The organism is Massilia aurea (assembly GCF_014200505.1).
In the GTDB taxonomy this organism is placed as follows: Bacteria; Pseudomonadota; Gammaproteobacteria; order Burkholderiales; family Burkholderiaceae_D; genus Telluria; species Telluria aurea_B.
This window is the reverse complement of record NZ_JACHBX010000002.1, coordinates 938,616-963,446: the sequence shown is the minus strand read 5'-3', so window position 1 is coordinate 963,446 and position 24,831 is coordinate 938,616. Positions and strand designations below refer to the sequence as shown.

The 24,831-nt window shown below is 64.5% G+C and carries 21 protein-coding genes; 16 read left to right on the top strand and 5 right to left on the bottom strand.

Annotation, left to right across the window (positions count from 1 at the left end):
• Positions 1–101: 101 nt before the first annotated feature.
• Positions 102–926 carry an AraC family transcriptional regulator gene (locus HD842_RS13605; RefSeq protein ID WP_183555212.1) on the top strand — a complete coding sequence of 275 codons (825 nt, stop codon included), beginning with the start codon at positions 102–104 and terminating at the stop codon, positions 924–926.
• 105 nt (positions 927–1,031) lie between these two features.
• Here HD842_RS13605 and HD842_RS13600 read toward each other — a convergent pair whose 3' ends face one another.
• The 3 genes from HD842_RS13600 to HD842_RS13590 all read right to left on the bottom strand — a co-directional run bounded on the left by HD842_RS13600 (position 1,032) and on the right by HD842_RS13590 (position 4,429).
• Complete coding sequence (locus tag HD842_RS13600; RefSeq protein ID WP_183555211.1) at positions 1,032–2,192, bottom strand: MFS transporter; 1,161 nt, start codon at positions 2,190–2,192, stop codon at positions 1,032–1,034.
• A 587-nt stretch (positions 2,193–2,779) separates the two neighbouring features.
• On the bottom strand, positions 2,780–3,205 hold the full coding sequence (locus HD842_RS13595; protein WP_183555210.1) for an organic hydroperoxide resistance protein: 426 nt from the start codon (positions 3,203–3,205) through the stop codon (positions 2,780–2,782).
• A 213-nt stretch (positions 3,206–3,418) separates the two neighbouring features.
• Positions 3,419–4,429: a LacI family DNA-binding transcriptional regulator gene (locus HD842_RS13590; RefSeq protein ID WP_183555209.1), complete on the bottom strand. Its 1,011-nt coding sequence runs from the start codon at positions 4,427–4,429 to the stop codon at positions 3,419–3,421.
• A 268-nt stretch (positions 4,430–4,697) separates the two neighbouring features.
• On the opposite strand from HD842_RS13590, the gene HD842_RS13585 reads away from it, so the two are divergent.
• The 4 genes from HD842_RS13585 (at position 4,698) to HD842_RS13570 (ending at position 12,081) form a co-directional block, all read left to right on the top strand.
• Positions 4,698–7,121: a TonB-dependent receptor gene (locus HD842_RS13585; RefSeq protein WP_183555208.1), complete on the top strand. Its 2,424-nt coding sequence runs from the start codon at positions 4,698–4,700 to the stop codon at positions 7,119–7,121.
• 86 nt (positions 7,122–7,207) lie between these two features.
• A complete protein-coding gene (locus tag HD842_RS13580) occupies positions 7,208–8,551 on the top strand; it encodes a GH1 family beta-glucosidase (RefSeq protein ID WP_183555207.1) in 1,344 nt (447 codons plus the stop codon).
• Between the two features lie 15 nt (positions 8,552–8,566).
• Positions 8,567–9,907: an MFS transporter gene (locus HD842_RS13575; protein WP_183555206.1), complete on the top strand. Its 1,341-nt coding sequence runs from the start codon at positions 8,567–8,569 to the stop codon at positions 9,905–9,907.
• The gene (locus HD842_RS13570; RefSeq protein WP_183555205.1) at positions 9,904–12,081 is read left to right on the top strand and encodes a heme-degrading domain-containing protein; all 2,178 of its coding nucleotides are present in this window, start codon (positions 9,904–9,906) and stop codon (positions 12,079–12,081) included. Before HD842_RS13575 ends, HD842_RS13570 begins: the two co-directional genes overlap by 4 nt.
• Here the strand turns inward: HD842_RS13570 and HD842_RS13565 are convergent.
• On the bottom strand, positions 12,057–12,311 hold the full coding sequence (locus HD842_RS13565; protein WP_183555204.1) for a hypothetical protein: 255 nt from the start codon (positions 12,309–12,311) through the stop codon (positions 12,057–12,059). The two genes, HD842_RS13570 and HD842_RS13565, sit on opposite strands and share 25 nt — an antisense overlap.
• A gap of 188 nt (positions 12,312–12,499) precedes the next feature.
• On the opposite strand from HD842_RS13565, the gene HD842_RS13560 reads away from it, so the two are divergent.
• From HD842_RS13560 to mnhG, 8 genes are all read left to right on the top strand, one after another.
• Entirely contained in the window at positions 12,500–13,087 is a 588-nt protein-coding gene (locus HD842_RS13560; RefSeq protein WP_183555203.1) for a hypothetical protein, read from the top strand.
• Between the two features lie 130 nt (positions 13,088–13,217).
• Positions 13,218–13,499 (top strand): hypothetical protein, encoded by a 282-nt coding sequence (locus tag HD842_RS13555; RefSeq protein ID WP_183555202.1) that lies wholly within the window; start codon positions 13,218–13,220, stop codon positions 13,497–13,499.
• A 5-nt stretch (positions 13,500–13,504) separates the two neighbouring features.
• Positions 13,505–16,420, top strand: a complete 2,916-nt coding sequence (locus tag HD842_RS13550; protein WP_183555201.1) for a monovalent cation/H+ antiporter subunit A — start codon at positions 13,505–13,507, stop codon at positions 16,418–16,420.
• Positions 16,420–16,764 carry a Na+/H+ antiporter subunit C gene (locus tag HD842_RS13545; RefSeq protein ID WP_183555200.1) on the top strand — a complete coding sequence of 115 codons (345 nt, stop codon included), beginning with the start codon at positions 16,420–16,422 and terminating at the stop codon, positions 16,762–16,764. The genes HD842_RS13550 and HD842_RS13545 overlap by 1 nt, the downstream gene beginning before the upstream one ends.
• The gene (locus HD842_RS13540) at positions 16,761–18,443 is read left to right on the top strand and encodes a monovalent cation/H+ antiporter subunit D (protein ID WP_183555199.1); all 1,683 of its coding nucleotides are present in this window, start codon (positions 16,761–16,763) and stop codon (positions 18,441–18,443) included. The genes HD842_RS13545 and HD842_RS13540 overlap by 4 nt, the downstream gene beginning before the upstream one ends.
• Positions 18,440–18,958 carry a Na+/H+ antiporter subunit E gene (locus tag HD842_RS13535; protein ID WP_183555198.1) on the top strand — a complete coding sequence of 173 codons (519 nt, stop codon included), beginning with the start codon at positions 18,440–18,442 and terminating at the stop codon, positions 18,956–18,958. The genes HD842_RS13540 and HD842_RS13535 overlap by 4 nt, the downstream gene beginning before the upstream one ends.
• Positions 18,942–19,220: a K+/H+ antiporter subunit F gene (locus tag HD842_RS13530; protein ID WP_183555197.1), complete on the top strand. Its 279-nt coding sequence runs from the start codon at positions 18,942–18,944 to the stop codon at positions 19,218–19,220. Before HD842_RS13535 ends, HD842_RS13530 begins: the two co-directional genes overlap by 17 nt.
• Positions 19,217–19,591: a monovalent cation/H(+) antiporter subunit G gene (mnhG, locus tag HD842_RS13525; RefSeq protein ID WP_183555196.1), complete on the top strand. Its 375-nt coding sequence runs from the start codon at positions 19,217–19,219 to the stop codon at positions 19,589–19,591. The genes HD842_RS13530 and mnhG overlap by 4 nt, the downstream gene beginning before the upstream one ends.
• 101 nt (positions 19,592–19,692) lie before the next feature.
• Here mnhG and HD842_RS13520 read toward each other — a convergent pair whose 3' ends face one another.
• Positions 19,693–19,920, bottom strand: a complete 228-nt coding sequence (locus HD842_RS13520; RefSeq protein WP_183555323.1) for a hypothetical protein — start codon at positions 19,918–19,920, stop codon at positions 19,693–19,695.
• On the opposite strand from HD842_RS13520, the gene HD842_RS13515 reads away from it, so the two are divergent.
• From HD842_RS13515 to HD842_RS13505, 3 genes are all read left to right on the top strand, one after another.
• Positions 19,919–20,392, top strand: coding sequence for a gluconokinase (locus HD842_RS13515; RefSeq protein ID WP_183555318.1), 474 nt, complete (start codon positions 19,919–19,921; stop codon positions 20,390–20,392). The two genes, HD842_RS13520 and HD842_RS13515, sit on opposite strands and share 2 nt — an antisense overlap.
• A gap of 97 nt (positions 20,393–20,489) precedes the next feature.
• Complete coding sequence (locus HD842_RS13510; protein ID WP_183555195.1) at positions 20,490–23,486, top strand: TonB-dependent receptor domain-containing protein; 2,997 nt, start codon at positions 20,490–20,492, stop codon at positions 23,484–23,486.
• Positions 23,487–23,498: 12 nt separating this feature from the next.
• A complete protein-coding gene (locus HD842_RS13505) occupies positions 23,499–24,815 on the top strand; it encodes a gluconate:H+ symporter (RefSeq protein ID WP_183555194.1) in 1,317 nt (438 codons plus the stop codon).
• Positions 24,816–24,831: the final 16 nt, after the last annotated feature.

Sequence of the window (24,831 nt, the reverse complement as noted above, 5' to 3'; positions counted from 1 at the left end):
TCCAGAAAGCGTTGTATTCGCGCTGAAAATGTCACCAATTTCCACACAGAAATAGCGCTTTTCGTCCAGAATAGATAGCTATCTATCTAAATCGTACTGTCATGGACAAACTGTCATCACTGGTCGGTCGCCATTCATTCAACGCCCGTATTTTCTATAACGGCGCGTTTTGCGATACCAATCAATTCACCGAAAACGGTGTCTCTGGTCAGCTGCACGTGGTGCGCGAAGGGCCGGTCGATTTCATCCATGACGATGGCGAGGTCATCACCGTGACCGAACCGTCGCTGCTGTTCTATCCGCGCGGCGCCAGCCACCGCTTGCACGTGCATCCCGGCCACACCGCCAACCTGCTTTGTGCGCACATCCAGTTCCAGGACGAGATGAGCAATCCGCTGTCGCGCGTGCTGCCCAACTGCCTGGTCATGCCGCTGAGCGAAATTGCCGGACTGCGCTCAACGCTCGACCTGCTGTTCAGCGAAGCCAGCCAGGCTGAGCCGGGCCGCGAAGTGATCCTGGATCGCCTGTGCGATGTGCTGCTGATTCAGGTGATCCGGCGCGAATTCGACAGCGGGCGCCTGTCGCTGGGCCTACTGGCCGGCCTGTCGGACCGCCAGTTGTCACTGGCACTGACGGCCATCCACGAGCGCCCGCATGAGCCCTGGAGCCTGCAATCGCTGGCCAAGGTGGCCTGCATGTCGCGCGCCGCATTCACCGAACGCTTCCGCGACGTGATGGGCATGCCGCCGGGCGAATACCTGACGCGCTGGCGTATCGGCGTCGGCAGCCGCCTGCTGCGCCAGGGCATGCCGGTCAAGCAGGTCAGCAGCCGCGCCGGCTATACCAGCCCATCCACGTTCACGCGCGCCTTCACGACCATGATGGGCGCCTCGCCGCGCGAGTGGCTCAAGCAAGCCGCGGGCTGATCCAGAAACGACAACGCAGACGGGCCTCGCGGCGCCGTCTGCGTTTGTGTTTCGTTTGTATTTTCAAGTCAGGCATGCGGCCATCCAGGCCGCAGCGCATTCAACTTATTTCAGCATGCGGGTACGGCAAGCGACCATCGCGATCACGATCGACAAGGCGCCGATGTAGGCAATGGCTGCCTGCATGCCGATGAAGTGCGCGACGGCGCCGATGGCTGGCGGGCCCATCAGGCTGCCGCTGTACGCCATGCTGGCCACCGCCGCCAGGGCTGCCGGGCCTTGTGCGCCGGCAGCGCTGAACACGAACGGGAACACCAGCGCCAGGCCAACGCCCGCAACAGCGAAACCGATCAGCGCCACATAGGCGTTCGGGGCCAGCACCGCGAAGAACAGGCCGGCAGCCGCGATCATGGCGCCGGTGCTCACCAGGCGCTTGGCGCCATGGCGTTCCTTCAGTTTGTCGCCGAACATGCGCGAGATCAGCATCATCACCGAGAAAGCCGACAGCGACAGCGGCGCCAGACCATCGGATGCACCGAAATGTTCTTTGAGGAACATGCCGCTCCAGTCGGCGATGCTGCCCTCGGCCATCGAACCGAAGAAGCCCAGTAGACCCAGTAGCACCAGCGGACCACGTGGCAGTGCAAACGATTTCTTCTCGACCTGAACGCCCACTTCATCCGCTTCCAGCACGCTGTAGGCCATCCACAGCACGACGGCCAATGGACCGGCCAGCATCAGGAAGTGGGTTGCCGGGGCAATCTTGAGGCTGGCCATCAGGCTGCCCAGCGTGGCGCCCACCAGACCGCCAGCGCAGCACAGACCGTGCAGGCGCGACATTTCCGACTTGCCGCTGACTTTTTCGCGGCGCGCTGCCGCCGAATTCATTGCCACATCAAAGATGCTGGCGGTCACGCCAAGCATCAGCACCGACATCATCAGGCGTGGCACGGTCGGCGCCATGCCGATCGACACGAGCACACTCAGCAACGCCAGGCCCGCGAGCAAGATGGTCTTGCGGGCGCCGAAGCGTTTCATCATGAACGACGAGACCGGATACGACAGCACGGCGCCCAGGCCGCCACAGACCAGCACCATCGACAGTGCCGCATGCGACACATTGACGCCGGCGGCCAGCGCAGGGATACGGCCAGCCCACGATCCCATGATCAGGCCGAACAGTGCGAAGACGAGTGGCAGGGAATATTGCTGGGCTTGTACAAGGACAAACGACGAACGACGCGGCGCAGAAACAGAGGTGTGCATGAAAGCGGTGAAATGTTAAATTTATTGAGGTGTCAAAGGATTGCCAAAGTGCTCTTCAGACGCCAGCCACGGGTGGAATATTTACTTGAGGCATCTGATGGACCGCAATTCTAAACACCTTTTTTCGCTATAGTTTTCTGAGCGGAAAAATATTTTCAACCGTTGTTTTGCACTCACACATAAGAGCCGGAACCGTTAGCTCGGATACATCGAGCGATAGCAATTACACATCAATCATCGAGCAAAAATCCCGTATTTTGCGGTAGATGTAACGATTTATTGCACCTCTTGCGTTACCGCAGCAATTTCAGTTTGCAGGCAGCTATTTGCTGCAGCGCACCAATAAGCGCTGTATTTTGCCGATTTTGTAGTGTCTGCATGCCCCGCTCGGAAAAGCAAACAGGTGCATGAAGCTTTTTCTCGCCAAATAAATTTTCTCTGTCTTATCAACCAGACCATACCCGCCTCAATTGTTAAATCTTGGCTTCAAACTACCGCATATTTTTCGTGCAGCGGCACAAAAAAAGGCTGCCCTCGGGCAGCCTTTTTCGTCATCGACACCATCCTGGTTTCCCAGGCAACGTGTCTTACACCAGTTGCAGCGTCACATCGATATTGCCGCGGGTCGCGTTCGAATACGGGCACACGATGTGCGCGCGGTCGATCAGCGTTTGCGCCTCATCGGCCGGCACGCCTGGCAGGCTGATCTTGAGCAGCACTTCGATACCGAAACCGGTCGGGATCGGGCCGATGCCGACGGTGCCTTCCACCGCGACGTCCGGCGAAATCTTCAGCTTGTCGCGGTTGGCGACGAATTTCATCGCGCCCAAGAAGCAGGCCGAGTAGCCGGCAGCGAACAATTGCTCAGGGTTCGTGCCAGCCAAGCCATTACCACCGAGTTCTTTTGGGGTGGTCAGCTTCACATCCAGTGCGCTGTCCGACGACACGGCGCGGCCTTCGCGGCCACCCGTTGCGGTGGCGTTGGCGCGGTAGAGAACGTTTTCGATTGCCATGATGAGACTCCTTGAAAGGGTGGCGGATGCCCGCCGAACTGTTTAACGCTATTAGATAGCGCGCTATTTAAATGGTTTGCTGCCTTGGCCCGCCGACCCGCTCGCCCGTTCCGGGGTACGTTCGGCGCTGCCATGAACAGCATATTACATAGCTCGCTATTTAATAGCAAGCGATTTTTATGATACGACTTGAGCAAGCCGACTACATGGCGCTCACACCAGCCGCACCGACTCCCGCACGACCAGACTCAACCCCGGAACGTCGGCCGCCGGCTGCTGATGCCCCAGCATCGCCAGCATGCGGCGCCCGATCCCGGTGCCGACTTCATACAGCGGCTGGCGCACGGTGGTCAGCGGCGGCGTCGTGTACATCGAGCTTTCCAGATCGTCGAACCCGACCAGCGAAATGTCTTCGGGTACGCGGATATTGCGGCGGTACAGGGCCAGGCGCGCGCCATAGGCGGTCAAGTCGTTGGCCGCGAAGATCGCGCTGAAACGGACATTGGCCACCAGCAGGCTGTTCAGCGCCAGCAGGCCACTGGATTCGCTGAAGTCGCCCGTCACGACCAGCCGTGGGTCGCTTGGGATGCCGTGTTTGGCCAGCGTGTCGTTGTAGCCTGCCAGGCGCTCGCGCGCGTCGCGATGATCGGGTGGCCCGGCGATATGGGCAATGCGCCGGTGTCCCTGGCTGATCAGGTATTCCACCGCTTCGCAGGCGCCGCCGTAATTGTCCAGGCAAAACGCCTGCGTGCGCTCGCCCTGCACTTCGCGCCCGAACGCCACGATCGGTACGCGGCGCGAAAAGTCGAGGATCTGCTTGTCGCTCATATTGCCGGTCAGAATCGCCACGCCATCGACGCGGCGCCCGATCAACAGTTCGACCCGCTCGGCTTCTTCATCGGCATGCCAGTGGCCACTCATGATCAACAGCGCATAGCCGGAGGCCTTGACCGCATCCTCGATGCCGACCATGGCGCGGTTGAAGTAACCGCTCTCGAGCGACTGGGTCAGCACGCCGATGGTGTTGGTGCTGCCCATCTTGAGGCTTTGCGCCAGACGGTTGGGTTTGTAGTTGAGCTCATCGATGACGCGCTCGATCGTGCGCCGCTTGTCGTCCGACACCTTGGCGGTGCCGTTCAGGAAACGCGAGACCGTGGCCGGCGACACGCCTGCCCTGCTGGCGACCTGGTACAGCGTGGTGATACCGCTCTCGATGTTTTTCATGAAGCGTTCTGGACAGGTCCGGGGCAATTTGTTGCTTGAAGTATATCACGCAGCTTTCCGATAAAACGGCCGCTGAACGATGCTTATGAAACGCTTTCATAAACAATCCGTCGTTGAGCTGCAACAAACCCGCTACTCCCTATCATAAATACTAATTGACATTTTTTTACCGTTGAAATTACTATGAAACCGTTTTCAAGATTGATGAAACCGATTTCTTATCAGTCCTAACGCAAGCAGTACCCATAAAACTATATCGGAGACAAGCATGACAACCATGACGCCCCAACTGGCAGGGGTCCGTACGCCCTCGTCCGCCCCTATCCGCCTGGCCATCCTGACGCTGCTCGCCAGCATCGGTACAGCTCACGCACAATCGGCTTCGGATCCGGCGTCGCCTGCCGCCGCCACCCCGGCAGCAGTCGTCGACAATGGCCGCATCGCCGAAGTGGTCGTGACCGCCACCAAGCGCTCGACCTCGCTGCAGCGCACCCCGATCGCGGTCACCGCGCTGACCGCCGCCACGCTGGCCGACAACCATGTCCAGACCCTGCTCGACGTCGTCGCACTGGTCCCGGGCTTCCAGGCCACGGCCCAGGGTGACCACGGCGTGACCACGATGACGCTGCGCGGCATCGGCAACGACAGCGCCAAGACCGAGTACGCCGATCCTGAAGTCGCTTCGTTCGTCGACAACGTGTATTCGCCACGCGCCGAAGGCGCCACTGCCCTGCTGTTCGACGTCGAAGGCATCGAAGTGCTGCGCGGCCCGCAAGGCACGCTGTGGGGCCGCAACTCCACCGTCGGCGCGGTCAATATCCAGACCGTCAAGCCAGAGCTGAACAGCCGCTCGGGCTATGTTGAAGGTGGTATTGGCGACTACAACCGCATCGGTACGCGCGGCGCGGTCAATGTGCCGCTGTCCGAAACGGCAGCACTGCGCTTTGCCGTCGTGCACGAGCGTCATGATGGCTATGTCGATTACCAGCAATTCCCGAACCCGTCGATCGCGCAACAGCGCGCTGCCTACCTGGCCGCTGGCGGCGCCGCTGCCGGCTTCCGCCCGATCAATCCGAACAACTACGTCTCTGGCGGCGACAAGTACAGCGCCCAGGACCAGACTGCTGCGCGCCTGTCGCTGCTGTGGCAACTGGCGCCGAACCTGCGCTGGAACATCGCCTACGAAAAATTCATCGACCGCGGCACCCCAAGCGCCAACCTGATGCAGACGCCGCGCCCTGGCCAGGACCACTGGTCGACCCTGTCCGACTCGTCGCCGTGGGTCAACCGTGACAGCGACAACGTGCGCAGCCGCCTGAGCTGGGACATCAGCCCTGACCTCGCGCTGCAATACGTGGCCGGCTGGTCCAAGTACAGCGGCGACATGCGTTTCGACCAGGACGGCGGCACGATCGTCCCGACCTCGATCATCTCGGGTGGCAAGTTCCAGGAACACACCACGACCGACTCCAACTACCGCAGCTTCAGCCACGAAGTCCTGCTGCAGTCGGTCGGCACGCGCGCCATCGACTGGCAGGTCGGCGCCTACTACGGCAAGGAAAAGAACAATATCCGCTTCGACATCGGCGGCATGAACGGCACCGAAGATGGCACCGTGGCATGGCAGGGCTCGTTCATCCAGCCGGACCAGACCGTGGAAAACTCGGCCGTCTTCGGCCAGGCCACGTGGAACCTCACCGACGCCTGGCACCTGACCGGCGGCGTGCGCTACACCCACGACAAGCGCGTCCACATCGGTGGCCGCGGCTACACCTGGGCGTACGACGCCAGCGCGCCACAACTGCCACTCAATCCGCAGATCGATCCACGCGATCCGGTCAACGGCTACCAGTCCGGCGTACCGAACGATGGCCGCTACAGCGACAACAAGGCCACCGGCCTGCTGCGCGTGAACTACGACATCGACCGCAGCAACATGGTGTATGCAAGCGTGTCGACCGGCTACAAGGCGGGCGGCGTGCAGGATCGCGGCTTGCCGTACCAGCCAGAGACGCTGACCAACTTCGAGATCGGTTCGAAGAGCACCTTCATGGATGGCGCACTGCGTATCAACAACGCGCTGTTCTACATGGACTTCAAGGACTTCCAGTTCAATTCGCCGGTCAGCTTCTCCGACGGCAGCCGTGGCCTGGCCATCGAAAACGCCGATGGCGCCAAGGTCATGGGCCTGGAAACCGAGATCGCCGCCCGCATCGCAAAAGACGGCCGCCTGTCGATCGCGCTGGCCGTGCTCGACACCAAGCTCGGTCACCTGGTCGCCGGCTCGAACGACTACGCGCTGCCACCGTGCACGGTCGACACCCGCATCGAGACCTGCCTGGACGTGAGCGGTCACAAGCTGCCGCACGCACCGAAGTTCTCGACCACGGTGCAGTACCAGCACACGTTCCGCCTGGCCGATGGTGCTACCCTGGTGCCGCGCATCACGGCGCGCTATGAGGATGACGTCAGCCTGAGCGTGTTCGACCTGGGTCCGGAAGACCGCCAGAAAGCCTACGCCAGCGCCGACCTTGGCCTGCGCTACGCGAAGGACAAATGGTGGGTCGACGCCTTCGTGCGCAACGTCGGCGACAAGAAGATCAAGACCAGCGCCTTCAACGGCTTCGGCCCTTGGCTGGCGCAGTACAAGCCACCCCGTACGGTTGGCGTGAATACCGGCTTTGATTTCTAAAAGCTGAAGCATGGCAAGCGCGCCCGGTGGGCGCGCTGCTTTTTTTGTTTGACCTGAATCTGCCCCAGCAGTGATCCGAGAGTTCCATGACCAACAGCCCCGACTTCGACTTCCGCAACAACTTTCCTTCCGACTTCACCTGGGGCGTGGCCACCAGTTCCTTCCAGATCGAGGGCGCTGCCGCCGTCGATGGCAAGGGGCCGTCGATCTGGGACACCTTCTGCCTGGACCAGAACAATATCAAGGACGGCAGCGACGGCATTGTCGCCTGCGACCACTATCACCGCTACCAGGAAGACGTCGGCATCATGGCCTCGATGGGCGTGGACGCCTACCGCTTCTCGTTCGCCTGGGCGCGCGTGCAGCCGGATGGCAAGGGCGCCTGGAACGAAGCAGGCTTCGATTTCTATGACCGCCTGCTGACCGAACTGGAAAGCAAAGGCATCCGCGCGCACGCGACCCTGTACCACTGGGACCTGCCGCAAGGCCTGCAGGACGATGGCGGCTGGCTCAATCGCGAGACCGCCTACCGCTTCGCCGATTACGCCCGCGAGATCGCGCGCCGCTTCGGCAACCGGATCGAGGCAATCGCCACCCACAACGAGCCGTGGTGCACGGCCAACCTGGGTTACGGCAATGCGCAGTTCGCGCCCGGCGTGGCCGACCTGAAGCAATCGATCCAGGTCTCGCACCACCTGCTGCTGTCGCACGGGCTGGCCATGAGCGCGATGCGCGAAGTCGGCAGCAGTGCGCAGCTGGGCATCGTGCTGAACCAGTGGACCGCCGATGCGGCCACCGATTCGCAGGCCGACCGCGACATGGCCGAATTCGAGTACGCACGCTCGGTGCAGTGGTTCATGGACCCGATCTTCAAGGGCCGCTATCCGGAACTGGCGCTGCGCGGCCATGGCGAGAACGCCCCCGTCGTTGCTGACGGCGACCTGGCCATCATCCACCAGAAGATCGACTTCCTCGGCTCGAACTACTACTTCCGCTCGTGGTGCAGCGCCAGCACGCCGCCCGTGCCGGCACCGGCGCGCCACGGCGTGACCGACATGGGCTGGGAAATCTTCCCTGAGGGCTTATCCGAACTGCTGCTGAAACTCAAGGCCGAGTATCCCGACCTGCCGCCCGTATACATTACCGAAAACGGCATGGCCAATCCGGACGTGCTGGAAAACGGCCGCGTGCACGATGCGGCGCGCATCGCCTACGTGCGCAGCCACCTGGCCGCGCTCAAGGACGCGATGGATGCGGGTGTCGACGTGCGCGGCTACTTTTTGTGGAGCCTGCTCGACAACTTCGAGTGGAATTCGGGCTACGCCAAGCGCTTCGGCATCGTGCACGTGGACTATGCAAGCCAAGAACGCACGCTGAAAGACAGCGCGCTGTGGTACCGCGAATTCATCGCCAGCCGCATCAAGGCTTGATCAACGGGATCGATCATGCGCCCTGCCAAAACCGTATCACCGCTGTTGTGGGTCCCGACCGGCTACTTCACGATGGCGCTCGGCTACGTGATGCTCACCAGCGTCACCGCCATCATGTTCAAGAATCTGGGCATGGACAACGGCCGCGCGGCCCAGTATTCGAGCCTGTTGATCCTGGCCTATACGGTCAAGCCGCTGTTCGCGCCGTTCGTCGAGATGTACCGCACCAAGAAGTTCTTTGTCCTGTGTTCGCAGCTCGCCATCGGCGCCGGCTTTGCCGGTGTGGCGCTGCTGATGGAACTGCCTGGCTACATGACCTTTTTGATGGCGATCTTCTTTGCGCTGTCGTTCATCGGCGCGACGCAAGACATCGCCAGCGACGGCGTATATGTCACCTCGCTCGACGCTCGCGCGCAGTCGCTGTACTGCGGCATCCAGAGCCTGTCGTGGAATATCGGCCCGATCGTCGCCGCCGGCGGCATGGTCTACCTGAGCGGCTACCTGCACACGCACGTGTTCGGCCATGATCCGGGCGTGTTCGGCCCGGACTGGATCGACGCCTGGCGCATCATCTTCCTGCTCGTCGGCGGTCTGACGCTGTTGATGGCGCTGTGGCACTGGCGCTTCATGCCTGAAGGCGCACGCGCCGCCGATACGCCATCGAGCGCGAAGGACGCCGGCCGCATCCTGGTCGACGCCTTCGTCACGCTGTTCCAGAAGCGCGGCGTGTGGCGCATGATCGCGTTCGCATTTCTGTTTCGCTTCAGCGTCGGCCTGCTGGAAAAGATCGGCCCGTTCTTCATGGTCGACCCGGCCTCGAAAGGCGGCCTCGGTCTGTCCAACGAGATGCTGGGCCTGATCTACGGCACCTATGGCCTGGCCGCGGTGCTGGTCGGCTCGCTGCTGGGCGGCCTGTATGTCGCCAAGCGCGGCCTGAAGTCGACGCTGTTCGTGCTGTGCTGCGCGATCAACATCCCGAACGTCGCGTTCCTGGTCATGAGCATCTACACGCCATCGAGCCTGGTGCTGATCACGCTGGGCGTGGCCATCGAAAAGTTCTTCTTCGGCTTCGGCGCGGTCGGCTTCATGATCTACCTGATGCAGCAGCTCGCACCGGGCAAGTACACGACTACCCACTACGCGTTCGGCACTGGCCTGATGGGCCTGTGCGGCATGGTCACGGGCGTCATCAGCGGCCACCTGCAGGAGATGATGGGCTACGTCGCCTACTTCGGCCTGGTGATGGTCGCGACCATCCCGTCGTTCATCGCCACCTGGTACGCGCCGTTCTATCACGATGACGGCAGTACGCCGGCGGCAGGCATCGACACGGACGGCAAGACGGTGCCGGCATGAAGCGCACCGTGCTCGCCACGGCGCTGCTGACGCTTGCTGCCGGCGCCGGGTCTGCGGAAATCAAGGTCAATGCGGTGGGCTTCCTGCCGCAATCGCACAAGCTGGCCGTGATCCCGCAGGCGCTCGGTGCAAACCGGTTCGAGGTCGTCGACGCTGACGGCAAGGTCGTGCTGGATGGCGCGCTGAGCGCGGCGAGCCGCTGGGCGCCGTCGGACGAAACCGTGCGCGTGGCCGACTTCAGCGCGCTGACGCAGACCGGCGCCTATCGCGTGCGCGTCGGCAGCCTGGTCTCCGATCCGTTCACGGTCGCCCAGGATGGCTACCGTGCGCTGGGCGACGCGGCCCTGAAGGCGTTCTACTTCAACCGCAGCGCGCTTGCCCTCACACCGCAATTTGCCGGCGCGTGGGCGCGGCCCGCCGGCCATCCGGACGACAAGGTGCTCGTGCATGCGTCGGCGGCATCCAAAGCCCGCCCGCAAGGCACGGTCATCGCCAGTCCCAAGGGCTGGTACGACGCCGGCGACTACAACAAATACGTGGTCAACTCGGGTATCTCGACCTACACGCTGCTGGCCGCGCTCGAGCACTTCCCCGATGTCTTCAAGCGCGACATCGGCATTCCTGAATCCGGCAACGGCGTGCCCGACATCCTCGACGAGGCGCTGTGGAACCTCGACTGGCTGCTGACGATGCAGGACCCGGCCGATGGCGGCGTGTACCACAAGCTCACCAACCTGCGCTTCGACGGGATCGTGATGCCGCACGCGGCATCGACCACCCCGCGCTACGTGGTGGCCAAGAGCACGGCAGCGGCGCTCGATTTCGCCGCCACGATGGCCACCGCCAGCCGCGTGCTGGCGCCGTACGATGCGAAGTGGCCCGGCCTGTCGCAGCGCATGCTGGCGGCGGCGCAGGCTGCGTGGCGCTGGGCTGAGGCGCATCCGAATGTCGTTTTCAAGAACCCGAAGGATGTCGTCACCGGCGAATACGGCGACGCGCAGCTGGCCGACGAATTCGCCTGGGCGGCGGCCGAACTGTTCATCGCGACCGGGCAGAATAACTATGCACAGGCCTTCATGCGCCGTGACGCCGCGCTCACCACACCGGCCTGGGGCGATGTGGCCGCGCTGGGCTGGATGTCGCTGGCGCACCACCGCGACCGCCTGAAACCCGGCATCGACCGCGCACTGATCGAACGCCGCATCGACGCGCTGGCCAGCCAGCTCGCGAAACATGCCGATGGCGGCTACCGGGTGCCGCTGGCATCAAAAGACATTGTCTGGGGCAGCAATGCGGTGATCCTGAACCAGGGCATGATGCTGCTGCAGGCCTATCGCATCAACGGCACGCCGGCCTATCTGCAGGCGGCGCAGTCGAGTCTCGACTATGTATTGGGCCGCAACGCCACCGGCTACACGTTCGTGACGGGCTTTGGCGCGCACCCGGTCATGCATCCGCACCACCGGCCGTCGATGGCCGATGGCGTGGCTGCGCCGGTGCCGGGCTGGCTGGCCGGCGGCCCCAATCCGGGCCAGCAGGACGCCAAGGATTGCCCGCCGTATCCGAGCAAGCTGCCGGCGCTGTCCTATCTCGACCACGCATGCAGCTACGCCGCCAACGAGGTCGCCATCAACTGGAACGCGCCGCTGGTGTACGTGACCGCGGCGCTGTCCGCGCTCACGCCCCATGTCATGACCGACACTGCCACCGTTTCGCTTGCCACGCTGCTGCGCGAAGAACAGCAACTGCAATTTGACCGCTTCGACGATGCCACCGCGCGCGCCGTCGGTGCGCAGCTGGTTGCGCGCGCCGAGCGCGAACGCAAGACGGTGACGATCCAGGTCACGCGTGGCGACACTGTGCTGTTCAAACAGGCGATGCCGGGCGCGTCGCCGGATCACGCCGACTGGATCCGCCGCAAGAACAACCTGGTGGGCCGCACCGGCCACAGCTCGTTCTATACCCACAACGAAGTGCGCCAGGGCGGGGGCGACCATGATGCGCTGCCGGGCCTGGACATGCGCGACTATGCGGCCCACGGCGGCGCGTTCCCCGTGATCGTACGGGGCCAGGGTGTGGTCGGCACGGTCACCGTGTCCGGACTGCCGGGGCCGGACGACCATGCGCTGGTGGTTGCGGCGCTGAAGGACTACCTGGCGCCCGGTTCGCCGTAACGGCGCGCGGCGTCCTCGCGGTACCACTGCCACGCAAAGCGCCACGCCACCACGGTGAGGATCACCAGCTTGCTCCAGATGAACAACCAGACCGGGGTGGGCAGGTCGATGCCAAGGTTGGTCCAGCGCACGACGCCGGTGGCGATCATGATCAGCACGATCGGCGCCAGCGCCAGCAGTAGCGGACGCACCAGCTGGCGCCGCGTGCGGATACAGGGAGACGTCATCATGGCGGGGACAGGGTTGGTTGAATCGGCCATGCAGGATTGACCGCGACGAGTCTGACATCCTACCAGCCCTCGTATCAAACCGGGACGACTACCTGCAGGCCAGCTTTACGCCGCTTTACATTTGCCGCCCTGTTGCGCAGTCAGTCTCAAGCCGTTAAAGAGATACGATTCGCCACAGGACAAACATCATGGTTTCCAGCATCAGCAGCAGCACCGCAACCCAGGCCACCTACGCACCGGCGGCCAGGAAAACGCCCGACGAGATGGTTGCCACCCCTGGCCCGGCCCCCACGGCGGACGACCAGGACAGCGCTGCACCGCCGACCCAGAGCGCCGAATCGGCCGCCAGCGCGCGCCTGGGCGACCAGCTGAATGCCCAGGCCGATGCGTCGCGCGTGCAGCGCGCGGTAGCCGAAGCAGGCACGGAAAGCGACACGACAACGGCAACCGGGAGTGAAGCGTCGAGCGAGGCAGCCACAGGGGCAGCAGCAGCCCCGACCGGCGGCGCGGCACCCGCTGCATCAACGTCCACGTCCGCCACGTCTTCAACGACCAACGACTACGTCGCCGAGGCCGACACCAATTCGGACAAGACCGTCAGCGACGACGAGCAAGCCGCCTACGACACCAAGCTGCGCCAGCAGGCCGAAGCGGCTGCCGCGACGAAGGCGGCGGCGGCAAAAGAAGCCGCGCCACAGGACGCGCTGACCGCCGAAGTGCGCGCCACGTATGGCGTCGATGAAGCCGCCGAACCGGTGCTGAACATCACGGCTTGATGCCCGAATTTGTTGCGCTGCACCCGAAGTTACAAGCAGTAAAATCGAAATAAACGACGAAACGCGTTGTAGTCAGGTCGTCAACTACGGTAGAGTGTCGCATTCCGAGAAGTATTTTACGAGGCGGCGCATGCCAGAACTTAGCCCAACTACGCCCCCCGGATCGTTGATTGCCAACCATCTGCACGCCTGCTTTGCCAGGCTGCCGGATGCCATCTGGCGCCCAACCAACCAACAATCACCCTCGCTGGTGACCACGCCGGTACGTAACGTATCCGTGGCGCCGGCGACGCACGCCCATGGCGCGGCGCATGCAGTACGCACGCGCGCGCCGGAGAACACCATGAACCAGCACCAACCTGCCCTGCGCCTGTGCGCACGCCGTTACATGTCGCACTGCCCCGAAGGATGATGTCGATGACCTCACTGCCACTGATCCTCCTCGTCCTTCTCCCCTTCGCAGGCGCCATCATTTCCGCCTGCCTGCCCAACACATCGCGCAACCGGCCCGCTGCCGCTGCCGGCGTGTTCACCCTGGCAGCGCTCATCATCGCCATTTCCAAATTCGACGAACTCGGCGCCGGCCAGGTGGTATTGGAGCGCTATGAGTGGCTGCCGCTGTTCGGCCTGGACTTCATCGTGCGCATGGACGGCCTGGCCTGGCTGTTCTCGATCATGGTGCTCGGCATTGGCCTCCTGGTGATCCTGTACGCGCGCTACTACATGTCCAAGCAGGATCCGGTGGCGCGCTTCTATGCCTACATGCTGGCATTCATGGGCTCGATGATGGGCGTGGTCCTGTCCGGCAACCTGATCCAGCTGGTGGTGTTCTGGGAACTCACCAGCCTCACGTCCTTCCTCTTGATCGGCTACTGGCAGGACAGTAACGACGCCCGCCGCGGCGCGCGCATGGCGTTCACCGTCACCACCGCCGGCGGCCTGTGCCTGCTTACCGGCGTGCTGATCTTGGGCCACATCGTTGGCAGCTACGAGCTCGATGCGGTGCTCGCCGCCGGCGACCAGATCCGCGCCCATTCGCTGTACCTGCCGGCCCTGATCCTGGTGGCGCTGGGCGCGCTGACCAAGAGCGCGCAGTTTCCGTTCCACTTCTGGCTGCCCCACGCGATGGCCGCGCCCACGCCGGTGTCGGCGTATCTGCACTCGGCCACGATGGTCAAGGCCGGCGTATTTCTGCTGATCCGCCTGTGGCCAGCGCTGGGCGGCACGCCCGAATGGACCTGGCTGATCGGCGGGGCCGGCGTCATCACGCTGCTGCTCGGTTCCTTCTTCGCGATCTTCCAGAACGACATGAAAGGGCTGCTGGCCTACTCGACCATCAGCCACCTGGGCCTGATCACGGTGTTGCTGGGCATCGGCTCGCCGCTGTCGGTGGTGGCGGCGATCTTCCACGTCATGAACCACGCGATCTTCAAGGCCTCGCTGTTTATGGCTGTCGGCATCATCGACCATGAGACGGGCACCCGCGACATGCGCGTGCTGCGCGGCCTGCGCCGCGCGATGCCCGTTACAGCCGCGCTGGCGATCGTCGCATCGGCCTCGATGGCCGGTGTGCCGCTGCTGAACGGCTTCCTGTCGAAAGAGATGTTCTTTGCCGAAACCGCGCATGTGGGCGGCACCGAAGACTGGAAGATGTCGTATGCGGCCGTGGCGATGGGCATCTTCAGCGTGGCGTATTCACTACGCTTCATCAGCGTGTTCTTCGGCCAGCTGGCCAAGGACCTGCCGCAGGAACCGCACGAGCCAGTACGCTGGATGCGCTTCCCGGTCGAATGCCTGGTGGTGCTGTGCATCGCCGTGGGCGTGATGCCCGAGCGCGTGGTGGGCGACATCCTGGCCGTGGCCTCGAGCTCCGTGCTGGGCGCGGCCATGCCGGCCTACGACCTGGCGATCTGGCACGGCTTCAACCTGGCGCTTGGCATGAGTGGCGCGGCGCTGGTACTGGGCGCCCTGCTGTACTGGGTGCTGCTGCGCCGTCACGATCTGCGCGAACGCACGCGGGTGCCGGTGCTGCACCGCCTGAAAGGCGCGCAAGCCTACGAGAGCACGATGCTGGCGCTGTCGCTGGGCGCGACCTGGATCATCCGCCTGACGGGCACCCGGCGCCTGCAGCCGCAGCTGCTGGTGCTGATGTCGTTCATGATTGTCGTGCCGCTGCTGCTGGTCGATCCGTGGTTCAGCCTGCCACCCGTGAACCTGCTGAATATCGAACCGCTGTTCGCCGTGCTGTGGCTGATCGGCGCCGCCTGCGCCGCCGGCGCAGCCTACAAGGCCAAGTACCACCGCCTGGCGGCGCTGAGCATGGTTGGCGGCACCGGCATCGTCACCGCGATCACCTTCGTCTGGCTGTCGGCGCCCGACCTGGCGCTGACCCAGCTGATGGTCGAAACGGTGACCACGGTGCTGATCCTGCTTGGCCTGCGCTGGCTGCCGCCGCGCCTCGTGCCGAAGGTGCTCAAACTGACGAAGGCGCCGCCAAGCACCTGGTTCCGGCGCTCGCGCGACAGCCTGATCGCCGTCGGCGGCGGCCTGGGCATTGCTGCGGCCAGCTATGCGGTGCTGATGCGCAGCCCGCCGCCGTCGATCGGCGAATTCTTCGTGCTGCGCGCCCTCACCGAAGGCGGCGGTTCGAACGTGGTCAACGTGCTGCTGGTTGACTTCCGCGGTTTCGATACGCTGGGCGAAGTGACCGTGCTGTCGGCCGTCGCGCTGACCGTGTATGCGCTGCTGCGCCGCTTCCGCCCTGCCACCGAATCGATTGCGATTCCCGTGCAGCAGGCCAGCGACGTCGATCCGACCAAGGACCAGGCGCCGGCCGCGCAGGCGCGCCACGGCTACCTGATGATCCCGGCCGTCTACCTGCGCCTGCTGCTGCCGGTGATGGGCGTGATGGCGGCCTACTTCTTCATGCGCGGCCACAACCTGCCCGGTGGCGGCTTCGTCGCCGGCCTGATCTTTGCCACCGCGTTGATCGTGCAGTACATGGTTGCCGGCACCGACTGGGTCGAATCGCACCTGCGCCTGCGCCCGCACCGCTGGATTTCGTGGGGCCTGTTCTGCGCCTGCTTCACCGGCATCGGCGCCTGGTTCCTCGGCTACCCGTTCCTGACCAGCCACACGGCCCACCTCGACCTGCCCGTGCTGGGCGAACTGCACGCGCCGAGCGCGTTCATGTTCGACCTGGGCGTGTTCCTGGTCGTCGTCGGGTCGACCATGCTCACGCTCGTCGCGCTGGCCCACCAGTCGCTGCGCAGCCACCGCCTGGCCGCCGACGCCACGCGCGTCACCATTCCACCTGCCAAGGAGATCCTCTGATGGAGCTTGTTCTTTCGCTTGCCATCGGCATCGTGTTCGCCTCCGGCATCTGGCTTGTCCTGCGTCCGCGCAGCTTCCAGGTGCTGTGCGGCCTGATGCTGATGTCGTACGCCGTCAACCTGTTCATCTTCGCGATGGGCCGCCTGTGGATCGACGCGCCGCCGCTTACCCCGGCCGGCACGCTGCCCAACCCGGCGATCTTGGCCGACCCGCTGCCACAGGCGCTGGTCCTGACCGCGATCGTGATCGGCTTTGCCACTACCGCGCTGTACCTGGTGGTGATGATCGGTTCGCGCGGCCTGACCGGCACCGACCACGTTGACGGTCAGGAGCCCGATTTATGAGTCTGCACTGGACACAGCACCTGATCCTGGTGCCGGTAATACTGCCGCTGCTGGCCGGCGCCGCGCTGGTACCGCTCACGCAGGGCTGGCACCGCCTGAAGTTCTGGCTCAGCTACGCCTCGATCCTCGGCCTCGTGGCCAATGCACTGGCGCTGATCCACATGACCGACGGCGGCGCCTGGCAAGACGGCATGGGCATCTACCTGGCCGCCAACTGGAGCGCGCCGTTCGGCATTGCGCTGCTGGCCGATCGCCTGAGCAGCATCATGCTGCTGCTCACCGCCCTACTGGGCCTGGCCTCGCTGCACTTCTCCAAGCAGCGCTGGGGCCGGATCGGCGTGCACTTCCACGCGCTGTTCCAGTTCCTGCTGATGGGCATCAACGGCGCCTTCCTGACGCACGACCTGTTCAACCTGTTCGTGTTCTTCGAAGTGATGCTGGCCGCCTCGTACGGCTTGGTGCTGCACGGGTATAACGCCGAGCGCATCCGCGCCAGCATGCAGTACATCGCGATCAACCTGGCCGCCGCGCTGCTGTTCCTGCTCGGCCTGGCGCTGATCTACGCGACCACCGGCACACTGAACATGGCCGACGTGGCCGGCCGCGTACCGCTGCTGGCAGGCGACGATCTGGCGCTGTTCAAGATCGGCGCAACGATGATGGCGCTGACCTTCCTGACCAAGAGCGCGATGTGGCCGCTGGGCTTCTGGCTGCCGACCACCTACGCTGCTGCATCGCCGCCGGTGGCGGCCATGCTGGTGCTGATGACCAAGGTCGGCGCGTATGTCGTGCTGCGCCTGTGGCTGCTGATCTTCTCGGACGACGCCGGCGCCGCTGCCGGCTTCGGCCAGGATGCACTGCTGTACGGCGGCATGGCCACCATCGTGTTCGGCGCCGCCGGCATGCTCTCGACCGACACGGCCGGGCGCATGGCGGGTTATGCCGCAATCATCTCGTCCGGCACGCTGCTGGCGGTGATCGGCTACGGCCAGCCGAACCTCGTCACCGCAGGTATCTACTACCTGATCGGCTCGACGCTGGCGGTGGCCGCGTTCCTGCTGTTGATCGAGCTGATCGACCGCATCCGCACGCCGCGCTCGGCGATGCTGGCGCTGACCATGGAAGCCTACGCGGTCGAAGACGCACCGGTCGAACCGGTCGGGCGCGGCGTGCCGGCCGTCATGGCGTTCCTGTCGCTGGCGTTCGCCGCATGCGCACTGATGATCGCCGGGTTGCCACCGCTGCCAGGCTTCATCGCCAAGTTCGGCATGTTCCATGCGGTGCTCCATCCGCAGGTCGTGGCCACGGCCGCGAACGGCGTCATGACGGGGCCGACGACGATCCCGACCGCCGGCTGGGTGCTGATCGCGCTGATCGTGCTGTCGGGCCTGATCGCCGTGATCTCGATGATGCGCTTCGGCGTGCGCACCTTCTGGGCCAGCGGCGTGCTGGTGCCGCCCAAGCTGCACCGCACCGAAGTGATGCCGATTATCTTCCTGCTGGGACTGGCGATCGGGATGACGATCCAGGCCAACGCGCTGTTTGGCTACCTGGCACGCGCCAGCGACGCGATCCATCGCCCGGCAACCTATATCGGCCGCGTGCTGTCCGAACCGACCCTGCCCGGGCCGGCCTCGTCGCCCGCGCCCACCATCAACCTGACACCGGAGGCGCCATGAAGCGCTGGCTCCCCCACCCCGTCGTCTCGCTCCTGCTGTGCGGCCTGTGGCTGCTGCTGAACCAGACGTTCTACCCGGGCCACGTCCTGCTCGGCGCCCTGCTCGGCATCGCCGCGCCGATCCTGACGCGGCATCTCAACCCGCTCGGCTACCCGCGCATGCGCGCACCCGTCGTGGCGCTGCGCCTGCTCGGCTTCGCGTCGGTCGAGGTCGTGCGCTCGTGCTTCAACGTCAGCCGCGTGATCCTGTTTGCCGATTACGCCAATCTCAAATCGGAGTTCATCCGCGTGCCGCTGACGATGCGCGACGAGTACGGCCTGGCCGCGCTGTCGTGCCTGATCAACATGACGCCGGGCACGGTATGGACCGAGATCCAGCCCGACACCCATGAGCTGGTCCTGCACGTGTTCGACCTGCACGATGCAGCCTGGTGGGTCGACACCATCCAGACCCGCTACGAGCAACCCCTGATTGAAATCTTCGAGAAGAAAGGCCCCCATGGCGACCCTGCTTGAACTGTCGATCGGCTACGCCCTCGTGTGCGCCATGGCGGCAATGCTGCTGTGCGCGATACGCCTGCTGATCGGGCCCTCGGCCCACGACCGCGTGCTGGCGCTCGATACCCTGTGGATGTGCGGCATGCTGCTCGCGCTGGTGCTGGGTATCCGCTTCGGCACGCAAATCTATTTTGAGGTGGCGATGCTCATCGTGCTGGTCGGCTTCGTTTCGACCATCGCGATCGCCAAGTTCCTGATGCGCGGGGAGATCATCGAATGAATGGCATCGAACACTTGCCCGACTGGGCTGCCCTTGTCGTCTCGCTGCTGCTGATCGTGGGCGCGAGCATCGTGCTGATCGGCGCGCTGGGCCTGCTGCGCCTGCGTACCTTCTACCAGCGCATCCACGGCCCGGCCATCACGGTCACGATCGGCGCCGGCAGCCTGCTGCTGGCCTCCATGCTGTACTTCACGGTCGCGCAATCGCGGCCCGTCGTGCATGAAGTGATCATCACGCTGTTCATCCTGCTCACGGCACCGGTGGTGTCGATGATGATCATGCGCGCCGCCGTCTACCGCGACCTGCGGGCCCGCCGGCCCGATGCCGGCGCCACCGCCGGCGACGTCTACTCGATCGTCGACGAAGAATAAGTCACGGGCCGGGGCCGATACGCGCCCCGGCTTGCCTCTCCCGTAGAGTAAATACAACACTCCTGTCATGACGTTGGCGCATCGCAGCAATGATAGCGCTATCAAATCACGCCTTTGCGCGTCGAGTCAGCGGCCCTTCGCAACCTCGAAATTTCCTGCGAGACACCGACGCCACGCCGCAAGATTGCATTGCGTTGCAACATCGATATCTGGTTTACAAATTTCATAGGCTCGACAACACTGAAAAAAAGCGCGATGTTAGCGCTAACGAATTGAGGAGATACGATGTCGGCAAGCAGCACATCCCCGGCTCTGCGCTGGGTTGTCATGGGGGTCAGTGGATCGGGCAAAAGCACGGTGGGGGCCATGCTGGCCGCCCATGACGGCGTCCCGTTCCTCGAAGGCGATGCCTATCATCCGCCCGCCAACGTCAGCAAGATGAGCGCCGGCATCCCGCTCGACGACGATGACCGCGCCGGCTGGCTCGCCAGCCTGGCCGGCGAAATCCGCACCGCGCGTGAACAGGGTCATGGCCTGGTGCTGTCCTGCTCATCGCTGAAGCGGCGCTACCGCGACCTGCTGCGTGACGCCGATCCGGCCCTGCGCTTCGTCCACCTGGCCGGCCCGCGCGAGCTGATCGCCACGCGCATGACAAGCCGCCCCGGCCACTACATGCCGCCGTCGCTGCTCGAGAGCCAGTTGCGGATCCTCGAGCCTCTCGAGCCGGACGAAACCGGGCTGACCCTCGACATCACACTGGCGCCGCAGGCGCTGGTAGAACGCATCACGGCCAGCGCCTGATCGTCAGCGCAGCCCTTACCGATTTGCCAGCAGGCGCAGCCACCCACCCATAGAGGCGGCGCGCTTTCAACCAACGAGCATCGAGGAGACAACCATCATGCGCACACCCGTTCAACGCACTCTCATCAGCCTGGCCGTGGCCAGCGCCTGCTGGATGGTCGGCGCCGCCGCCCACGCCCAGCAAGCGCAAACCGAGCCTGCCACCGACACCACACCCGAGGCGACCGCGCCCGAGGCCAGCCTGGATGGCCCAGCGACACCCGCAGCGGCAGAACCGGCCTCCACGTCCGTGGTGCGCATCTCGGGCTCACGCATCGCCGCGCGCGGCTTTTCCCAGCCGACGCCCACCACGAGCCTGAGCGCCGCCGACCTCGAAAAGGCCGCCAAGCCGAACCTGTTCAACACGCTGACCGAACTGCCGGCGCTGCAGGGCAGTACGGGCCGCACGACCAGCACCAACAGCACCAGCAGCGGTATCCAGGGCCTGAGCTCCCTGAGCCTGCGCGGCCTGGGCACCATCCGGACCCTGACGCTGCTGGACGGCCAGCGCGTCGTCGGCGCCAACGTCACGGGCGTGACGGACGTGAGCCAGTTCCCGCAACTGCTGGTCAAGCGCGTCGACGTGGTGACCGGCGGCGCCTCGGCGTCGTACGGTTCGGACGCGGTCGGCGGCGTGGTCAACTTCGTCACCGATAAAACCTTCACCGGCTTCAAGTCGAACGTCCAGGTAGGCCAGACCAAATACGACGACGACCGCGGCGCCACGGTGCAGGCAGCCTGGGGCCGGGCCTTCCTCGACAACCGCCTGCACGTGACGGCCAGCGGCGAATTCACCAAAGAAAACGGGATCGAGTCGCCCGGCATTGGCGGCGTGGGGCCGAACGGCCGCACCTGGTACCAGAACCCGGCCTATTCGGTGCGGCCCCTGAACCAGACCGGCGACGGCCTGCCGCAATACCGCGTGATCTCGAACGCGCAGCAGTACCAGTATTCGAAATACGGCCTGATCACGAACGGCCCACTGCAGGGCACTGCATTCGGCGACGGCGGCGTGCCGTACCAGTTCCAGTATGGCTCCAACGGCCGCCCCACTGGCACGGGCGCGGTCACCAATTGCGTCAATCCGTTCTGCATCGGCGGCGACTTGAGCGGCAGCGTGGGCTCGGGCACCAACCTGGCCATGAACTTCAAGCGCCAGGTGGCCTACACTCGCGTCTCGTACGACCTCGATGCGAATAACCAGGTCTACTTCACTGCCAACTACGGCCAGGTCGCCTCGCGCTTCTCGCCCAACCCGGGCGCGGCCAAGAACGCCAACCTGACCGTCCAGTGCTCGAACCCGTTCCTGCCGGCGTCGATCCTGGCCGCCTGCGCGCAGAACAACATCACGAGCTTCCAGTACGGCACGGCGAACGCGATCTTCCCCGAAAACATCGACGTGCAGCCAACCCGTACCCAGCGCCGCTTCGTCATTGGGGCCGAAGGCCGGTTCGACCTGTTCGGCAAATCGTGGGCGTACGATGCGTATGTCACGCATGGCGAGAACAAGACCAATCTCGACGCGAACAACATGACGATCAACCGTCGCTACAACGCCGCGATCGACGCCGTGCGGGCGCCGAACGGGCAGATCGTCTGCCGCAATCCGGTGGCCGCCGCGTCGGGCTGCGTGCCGCTCAATATCATCGGCAACAACCCGGTGGATCCGGCCGCCTGGGCCTACATCGCGCCAGAAAACGGCCCGCGCCAGCGCACCACGCAAAGCCAGGACGTCGGCAGCTTCAACGTCAATGGCGAATTGTTCGACGGCTGGGCCGGTCCGGTGTCGGTGGCCACGGGCGCCGAATACCGCCGCGAGAAGTACCGCGTGCGCGGCGACGCCTACGGCAACGGCGTGTCGCCTGCGTCGCCGAACAACGCCATGTATCCGGTCGACCCGCTGCTCGACACCACGGTCGGCAACAACTGGTACGCCGGTAACTTCCACAACGGCGACGGCAGCTACAACGTGCGTGAAGCCTACGTCGAGCTGAACATCCCGCTGTTCAAATCGGCCACCTGGGGCGAAGCGAACCTGAACCTGGCCGACCGCGAAACCAAGTACAGCACCGCCGGCAGCGTGGGCAGCTGGAAGATGGGCGCCACCTGGCAAACACCGATCGACGGCCTGCGCCTGCGCGGCGTGACGTCGAAGGACGTACGCGCACCGAACCTGAGCGAACTGTATGCCGCGCCGGTCGTGGTCAACAACGTCGTGCAGTACCAGGGCAACACGATCAGCGTCCAGGAGCGCACCGTCGGCAACACGGCGCTGCGGCCCGAGATCGCCCGCAACAATTCGTTCGGCATCGTCCTGAGTCAGCCAACGTGGGCGCCCGGCTTCTCGGTGTCGCTCGACTACTTCGACATCAAGGTCAAGGGCGTCATCGCCGCGCTGACAATCCAGCAGGAAGTCGACCTGTGCGTGGCCGGCAACCAGGAAATCTGCGCGGCGATGGTGCTCAACAGCCCCGGCAACAACTACGTCACGCTGCAGAACTTCAACCTCGCTTCACTGCAGACCAAGGGCTTCGATATCGAGACCTCGTACAGAACAGGACTCGAACGCCTGAACCTGCCGGGACGCTTCACGTTCCGCGCGCTGGGCACGCGCAACCTGCACTTCATCACCGACACGGGCGTGGTTGGCACGATCCCGGTGGACGCCGCCGGCTCGAACATGAGCAACACGCCGAAGTGGAAAGTGCTGGCGCAGCAAACCTGGGAGCACGACAAGCTCAGTCTGACGCTGACCGAGCGCTGGGTCAGCGACGGCACCTACCGCAACGACTTCATCGAGTGCCAGACCGGTTGCCCGGTGTCGACGCTGATCCACCCGACCATCTACAACAACCGGATGAAGGGCGCGACCTACTTCGACCTGGGCGGCAGCTACAACGTGTCCAAGCAGTTGCAGCTCTACTTCAAGATCGACAACCTGGCCGACAAGGACCCGGAACCGGTGCCGCAGACCAATGCCAGCTACGGCATCAACCCGGCGCTGTATGACGTGGTCGGGCGCACGTACCGGGCCGGCCTGCGCTACGGCTTCTGACCGGCCGGCGGCATGCTCGATATCGTCTCGGTACTGCTGGCGGTGGGCCTGCTCACGCTCTTGATCGCGTGGGGCAAGGTCCAGCCGCTGCTGGCCTTCGTGGCGGCGTCGCTGCTGGCGGCGCTGCTGCTGGGAGTGCCGCTGGCGCGCATCCCCGGCGCCATCGAAAAAGGCATCGGCGACCTGATCGGCTCCCTGGTGGTGATCATCTGCCTGGGCGCCGTGTTCGGCAAACTGATCGCCGACAGCGGCGCGGCGCGCCGCATCGCCACCTGCCTGGTCGATGCGCTGGGGCCGCGCCGCCTGCCGATCGCCTTGACGATCACCGGCTTCGTGGTCGGCATTCCGCTGTACTACAACGTCGGCTTCGTGCTGCTGGTGCCGCTGATCTTCTCGCTCGTCTACAGCTCGGGGCGTCCGGCCGTGGCGCTCGCAATCCCGCTGCTGGCGGGCCTGTCGATCGCGCACGGCTTCCTGCCGCCGCACCCGTCGCCGGTGGCGCTGGTGGCGGCGATCCACGCCGACATGGGCACCACGCTGCTGTACGGGATCCTGGTGGCGGTGCCGACCCTGATCATCGCCGGGCCGGTGTTCGCCATGACGCTCACGCGCATCCAGGCCAAACCGGCCGCCATCTTCCAGGAGAGCCAGCAGGCGCCGATTGCGCAGTTGCCCGGTGCGTTCAACAGCTTCGCCACTGCGCTGCTGCCGGTGCTGCTGCTGGGCGCGACAACGCTGCTGACGATGGCGCGGCCCGACCTCAATGGCGTGCTGGCGTTCTTTGCCAATCCGCTGGTCGTGATGCTCGTGTCGTATGCCGTGGCGATCGTCTCGCTCGGCCTGGCGCAGGGCCGCTCGTTCGTCACTGTGATGCAGGGTCCGGCCGAGGCGATGCGCGAGATCGCGCCGATCCTCCTGATCATCGCCGGTGCCGGCGCGCTCAAGCAGGTGCTGGTCGAATCGGGCGTGAGCGCCGATCTCGGCGCGCTGCTCTCGGGCTTGCCGGTGTCGCCGCTGGTGCTGGGCTGGCTGGTGGCGACCGTGATCCGCATCTGCCTGGGCTCGGCCACCGTGGCCGGCGTGACGGCCGGCGGCATCGTCGCCCCGCTCGTCCAGAGTTCGGGCGTCGACCCGAACCTGATGGTGCTGGCCATCGGCGCCGGAAGCCTGATGTGCAGCCACGTCAACGACTCCGGCTTCTGGATGTTCAAGGAATATTTTGGCCTGTCGCTGCAGGACACGTTCCGCTCCTGGACGCTGATGGAAACGCTGGTCGGTGTCTTCGGCCTGCTGTTTGTCCTGCTGCTGTCCCAACTTTTATCGCTGTGATCCGTTTCAAGGAAAC

Excerpts from the sequence above, each read along its gene's own strand:
- HD842_RS13605 (WP_183555212.1), top strand. The coding sequence starts at position 102 with ATGGACAAACTGTCATCACTGGTCGGTCGCCATTCATTCAACGCCCGT.
- HD842_RS13600 (WP_183555211.1), bottom strand. The coding sequence starts at position 2,192 with ATGCACACCTCTGTTTCTGCGCCGCGTCGTTCGTCGTTTGTCCTTGTA.
- HD842_RS13595 (WP_183555210.1), bottom strand. The coding sequence starts at position 3,205 with ATGGCAATCGAAAACGTTCTCTACCGCGCCAACGCCACCGCAACGGGT.
- HD842_RS13590 (WP_183555209.1), bottom strand. The coding sequence starts at position 4,429 with ATGAAAAACATCGAGAGCGGTATCACCACGCTGTACCAGGTCGCCAGC.
- HD842_RS13585 (WP_183555208.1), top strand. The coding sequence starts at position 4,698 with ATGACAACCATGACGCCCCAACTGGCAGGGGTCCGTACGCCCTCGTCC.
- HD842_RS13580 (WP_183555207.1), top strand. The coding sequence starts at position 7,208 with ATGACCAACAGCCCCGACTTCGACTTCCGCAACAACTTTCCTTCCGAC.
- HD842_RS13575 (WP_183555206.1), top strand. The coding sequence starts at position 8,567 with ATGCGCCCTGCCAAAACCGTATCACCGCTGTTGTGGGTCCCGACCGGC.
- HD842_RS13570 (WP_183555205.1), top strand. The coding sequence starts at position 9,904 with ATGAAGCGCACCGTGCTCGCCACGGCGCTGCTGACGCTTGCTGCCGGC.
- HD842_RS13565 (WP_183555204.1), bottom strand. The coding sequence starts at position 12,311 with ATGATGACGTCTCCCTGTATCCGCACGCGGCGCCAGCTGGTGCGTCCG.
- HD842_RS13560 (WP_183555203.1), top strand. The coding sequence starts at position 12,500 with ATGGTTTCCAGCATCAGCAGCAGCACCGCAACCCAGGCCACCTACGCA.
- HD842_RS13555 (WP_183555202.1), top strand. The coding sequence starts at position 13,218 with ATGCCAGAACTTAGCCCAACTACGCCCCCCGGATCGTTGATTGCCAAC.
- HD842_RS13550 (WP_183555201.1), top strand. The coding sequence starts at position 13,505 with ATGACCTCACTGCCACTGATCCTCCTCGTCCTTCTCCCCTTCGCAGGC.
- HD842_RS13545 (WP_183555200.1), top strand. The coding sequence starts at position 16,420 with ATGGAGCTTGTTCTTTCGCTTGCCATCGGCATCGTGTTCGCCTCCGGC.
- HD842_RS13540 (WP_183555199.1), top strand. The coding sequence starts at position 16,761 with ATGAGTCTGCACTGGACACAGCACCTGATCCTGGTGCCGGTAATACTG.
- HD842_RS13535 (WP_183555198.1), top strand. The coding sequence starts at position 18,440 with ATGAAGCGCTGGCTCCCCCACCCCGTCGTCTCGCTCCTGCTGTGCGGC.
- HD842_RS13530 (WP_183555197.1), top strand. The coding sequence starts at position 18,942 with ATGGCGACCCTGCTTGAACTGTCGATCGGCTACGCCCTCGTGTGCGCC.
- mnhG (WP_183555196.1), top strand. The coding sequence starts at position 19,217 with ATGAATGGCATCGAACACTTGCCCGACTGGGCTGCCCTTGTCGTCTCG.
- HD842_RS13515 (WP_183555318.1), top strand. The coding sequence starts at position 19,919 with ATGGGGGTCAGTGGATCGGGCAAAAGCACGGTGGGGGCCATGCTGGCC.
- HD842_RS13520 (WP_183555323.1), bottom strand. The coding sequence starts at position 19,920 with ATGACAACCCAGCGCAGAGCCGGGGATGTGCTGCTTGCCGACATCGTA.
- HD842_RS13510 (WP_183555195.1), top strand. The coding sequence starts at position 20,490 with ATGCGCACACCCGTTCAACGCACTCTCATCAGCCTGGCCGTGGCCAGC.
- HD842_RS13505 (WP_183555194.1), top strand. The coding sequence starts at position 23,499 with ATGCTCGATATCGTCTCGGTACTGCTGGCGGTGGGCCTGCTCACGCTC.